This is a genomic window from Microcystis sp. M53603_WE2, assembly GCF_030065435.1.
The window spans coordinates 1-3,987 of record NZ_JASJFF010000592.1; the positions used below are offsets into that span (position 1 = coordinate 1).

4 protein-coding genes are annotated in these 3,987 nt (G+C 41.6%); 2 read left to right on the top strand and 2 right to left on the bottom strand.

Translation table 11 applies throughout. The features are described 5' to 3' along the window. The first annotated feature begins 206 nt into the window (after nt 1-206). A complete protein-coding gene (locus PX481_RS12500) occupies nt 207-1,148 on the top strand; it encodes a TIGR04168 family protein (protein ID WP_004159447.1) in 942 nt (313 codons plus the stop codon). A gap of 53 nt (nt 1,149-1,201) precedes the next feature. Here PX481_RS12500 and PX481_RS12505 read toward each other — a convergent pair whose 3' ends face one another. Then, a complete protein-coding gene (locus PX481_RS12505; RefSeq protein WP_288094673.1) occupies nt 1,202-2,143 on the bottom strand; it encodes a hypothetical protein in 942 nt (313 codons plus the stop codon). 162 nt (nt 2,144-2,305) lie between these two features. Then, nucleotides 2,306-2,848, bottom strand: coding sequence for an NUDIX hydrolase (locus PX481_RS12510; RefSeq protein WP_002798619.1), 543 nt, complete (start codon nt 2,846-2,848; stop codon nt 2,306-2,308). Nucleotides 2,849-2,955: 107 nt separating this feature from the next. Between PX481_RS12510 and ylqF the strand changes: the two genes are divergently transcribed. Beyond that, on the top strand, nt 2,956-3,795 hold the full coding sequence (gene ylqF / locus PX481_RS12515; protein ID WP_004159443.1) for a ribosome biogenesis GTPase YlqF: 840 nt from the start codon (nt 2,956-2,958) through the stop codon (nt 3,793-3,795). Nucleotides 3,796-3,987: the final 192 nt, after the last annotated feature.

Sequence of the window (3,987 nt, forward strand, 5' to 3'; positions counted from 1 at the left end):
CCGACCATTGGAGGGATCGGGGGTAAAATTCAGGTACTTTTTCCCTGAAAATTAGGTAACTGACTACCTCAAAATCGGTAAAACCCCACACCCCACACCCCACACCCCACACCCTGCCCCCACCAACAAACTTTTTCAGCAGACCCTATTTATTCGGCCAATCCTAGTTATGATCGTTACTGATAAATGATAGTTGATAACTGGTAATGGTAAGTTCTTTCCCTCGCACCTATAAAATCGCCGTCATCGGTGACGTTCACGACCAATGGGAAATAGAAGATAATTTAGCTCTAGAAGCTTTACAAGTGGATTTAGCCCTATTTGTCGGCGATTTTGGCAATGAATCCCTAGAAATTGTCGGTCGGATTGCTAGTTTGTCCTTACCAAAAGCCGTTATTCTCGGTAATCATGACGCTTGGTATAGTGCCACCTCCTGGGGACGAAAAAAATGTCCCTACGATCGCAATCAAGAAGATCGTGTCACCGCCCAGTTAGAATTATTAGGGGTTGCTCATGTGGGTTACTCAAAACTAGACCTGCCCAGTTTACAGCTTTCGATTGTTGGGGGTCGTCCCTTTACTTGGGGAGGTTCCGAGTGGAAAAATGGAGAATTTTTTCAAGAACGCTATAATATCAGCAGTTTTGCCGAATCTACTGCCAAAATTATCGCTAATATTCAAGATACTGCCTATAATAACCTGATTTTTTTAGGTCACAATGGTCCGGCCGGACTGGGAAAGGAAGCGGAAGCTATCTGTGGTCGCGATTGGCAACCCTTGGGAGGGGACCACGGGGATCCCGATTTAGCAGCGGCCATCGAACAAGCACAGCTATTAGGAAAACAGGTTCCTCTGGTCAGTTTCGGTCATATGCACCACCGTCTCCGTCATACCACTTCCCGTTTACGCAATCCCGTGGTCACTTCCGAGATGGGAACTGTTTATCTGAATGCTGCCAGTGTCCCTCGTATTCTCCACTCCGATACGGGTAAATCTCGCAATTTTTCCCTAGTCACTCTTGAAGAAGGTCTAGTCACAGAAGCATCTTTAATCTGGTTGAACGATAATTTCGAGATTATCAGTAATAGAAAACTTTATCACTCCGGGTCGTCAATCGATCGCCTATCTCCCCAATCTTGTTATTCTTAATTTACATCTCCCCACACCCCACACCCCACACCCCACACCCCACACCCCACTTCCTATAGATAGTTAAGTTTTTGAGCGATTAGAGGTAAAGCAAGAGCGATAGTAACACTAACAATCATACCGATAAAAGCTTTCAAGGCATCCCCTAAAACCAATTTACCCGTGGCGGCTAAATTAGGGGTTTCTCTGGTTAAAGTCAGAGAAATTTCTCGACCTCCTAATAAACCTAAAAATACCCAAGTGGTACTCATGGGAATATGATTATAGCCAACAAAAAAGAGTAAAATTAAGCCATAAATTAAGTTAATAATTGTTGCAGAACGCGGATCATGGGCGTTAGTTTTGCTAGTGACAATTTTCTCGATTTGACCACCATGATTAATAAAAATGATGGTTTGCAGGAGTAGCATAACTGTTAGAGATAAAACTAACCATGTTGCCGCTAACTTTCTGGGAAGATAGGCGAAAATATTAGCAAAATCTTGCATTAACCATTGACTCCAGAGAAACCCGGTGGATAACCACTGTAAAACTACCCAGATTTTTTGAGGTTCTTTATTAACTGTTTCTAGGAAAAAGTTTTCTAATCGATAAATAATTCGATAGATGACTAACCCCACTATAACAGCAAGAGCATAACCCCAAGCGGATTTAACTAACATTTCATCTAGAGATTGGGGAGCAAAAACTGTTAAAACCAAAAAGGTTGTACTCACAGGTATTCCCCAAGTGGTGAGAATTAAAATTGCTAAGGGAGGAACGATATAAATCCAAGTAAAAGTTTCTGGGAAGGGAATCATTTCTAGTCGATTATAAGCCACATCTCCCTGATTAATATACCAACCAGCGATAAAAATCGAGGCTAAGATTATACTGGTGTACAGCCATAAAATCCACCAGGGACGTTCTTCATTGGCACTTAAAAAAGTCCCTAAAGTTTGTAGGGAATCGTTGGCAACAATCGCATAAGCTGATAGGATAAAGCCAGCAATCATCAAAAAATTACTCATAGACAAGTGAAAAAAAAATAAAACTTAAAGTAATACAAATCCCGTTCAAACAGTAGAGAAAAGCGCAGAGGTAGGAGAGCGGGAAGTGGGGAAGTGGGAATAAACGAAAACTTCCTACCTCCCCATTAATATAACTGCTATAACTCCTTAATTTTGCTTTAAAAAATCCCTCGCTAGATAGAAAGCAGCTAAACTACCAGAGACGGTAATTTCCTGTGGATTAATTTCCTGTAAAGGTCGAAGAATAACTTCAATTTCCTCGGTAATATCTAACTTTTGTTGACCTGTGGGAGTAGCATTAAGAGCCAAAAAAATATGAATTCTGTTAGTATCTTTAACGGGATTATCGTACAAAACAGCCAGAGGTATTAGAGAATCACTTTGATAACCGGTTTCCTCCTCGAATTCCCGACGCGCTGCCGCAGTAATATCATCTTCACCCGCATCTACTGCTCCGGCAGGAAATTCCAATAAAATTTCCTTAACTCCGTGACGATATTGACGGACAAAAACCAATTGATTATCCCCAGTAACTGGAACAACTAAAACAATTTCAGGACGAATATTAACGAAATAATCATCGATAACTTGTCCGGAGGATAACTTCACCGCGTCTTGACGGACTTGACACCAACGATTATGAAAAACTAGCTCGGATTTAATAATTTGCCATTTTTTTAAATTAGTCATCGACAATCCTGTTATAATTGCAGTGAAATTACTAAACTTTTTCTCAGATAATTATAGCTATCTAGGGACTATTCCTGATAAGATTTAATTTTATACTCCCATCTCCCATGTCGTTAATTCAATGGTATCCCGGTCATATTGCCAAAGCGGAAAGAAAACTCAAGGAACATCTTAAACTCGTGGATGTGGTCTTAGAAGTGCGCGATGCTCGCATTCCCTTAGCTTCCCATCATCCGCAGGTGGACGATTGGATTGGCAATAAACCGCGCTTGTTAATCTTAAATCGTCTCGATATGATTCCCGAATCTGCCCAGCAACAATGGGTAACATGGTTTAAAAGTCAAGGAAAAACCGTCTATTTTACTAACGCTAAACAGGGAGAAAGAGTTAAAGCAATTATCAAAGCGGCGGAAAAAATTGGCGATGAAATTAACCAAAAACGTCAACTAAGAGGAATGTTACCGCGTCCAGTGCGGGCTGTGGTGATCGGGTTTCCCAATGTGGGCAAATCTGCCCTGATTAACCGTTTATTAGGGCGAAAAGTCGTCGCCAGCGCCCGCAGGGCCGGAGTAACGCGACAATTACAATGGGTACGAATTTCCGACACCTTAGAACTATTAGATGCGCCGGGGGTGATTCCTTCCCGTTTAGATAATCAAAGGGATGCGGTGAAATTAGCTATCTGTGAGGATATTGGCGATGCTGGTTATGATAACCAAAGGATAGCGGCGGCTTTTGTCGATTTATTAAGAGAATTACAGTATGAAGGACTTTTAGAATCTCGTTATGGGTTGAATACTCTAGACATGACCGGGGAAGATTTTATCGAAAAATTGGCCAATCTCAAATATCAAGAAGATAAAGAAAGGGCAGCCATGCAGTTACTCAATGATTTTCGTAAGGGAATAATCGGGGCTATTCCCTTAGAATTGCCCCCTTCCTCTTGAAATCGCCTGTTTTTAACTCAATAGTTAGGGTCTGCTGAAAAAGTTTTTCCTAGGGGCAGGGTGTAGGGTGTAGGGTGTGGGGTGTGGGGTTTTACCGATTTTGAGGGGGTCAATTACCTAATTTTCAGGGAAAAAGTAGCTGAATTTCCCCCTGATCACTCCCATATCTGGTACTTTTGGATTTCAAAAAAG

Bases quoted from the DNA above. Each gene is read 5' to 3' on its own strand.
- PX481_RS12500 (WP_004159447.1), top strand. From the start codon at position 207: ATGGTAAGTTCTTTCCCTCGCACCTATAAAATCGCCGTCATCGGTGAC.
- PX481_RS12505 (WP_288094673.1), bottom strand. From the start codon at position 2,143: ATGATTGCTGGCTTTATCCTATCAGCTTATGCGATTGTTGCCAACGAT.
- PX481_RS12510 (WP_002798619.1), bottom strand. From the start codon at position 2,848: ATGACTAATTTAAAAAAATGGCAAATTATTAAATCCGAGCTAGTTTTT.
- ylqF (WP_004159443.1), top strand. From the start codon at position 2,956: ATGTCGTTAATTCAATGGTATCCCGGTCATATTGCCAAAGCGGAAAGA.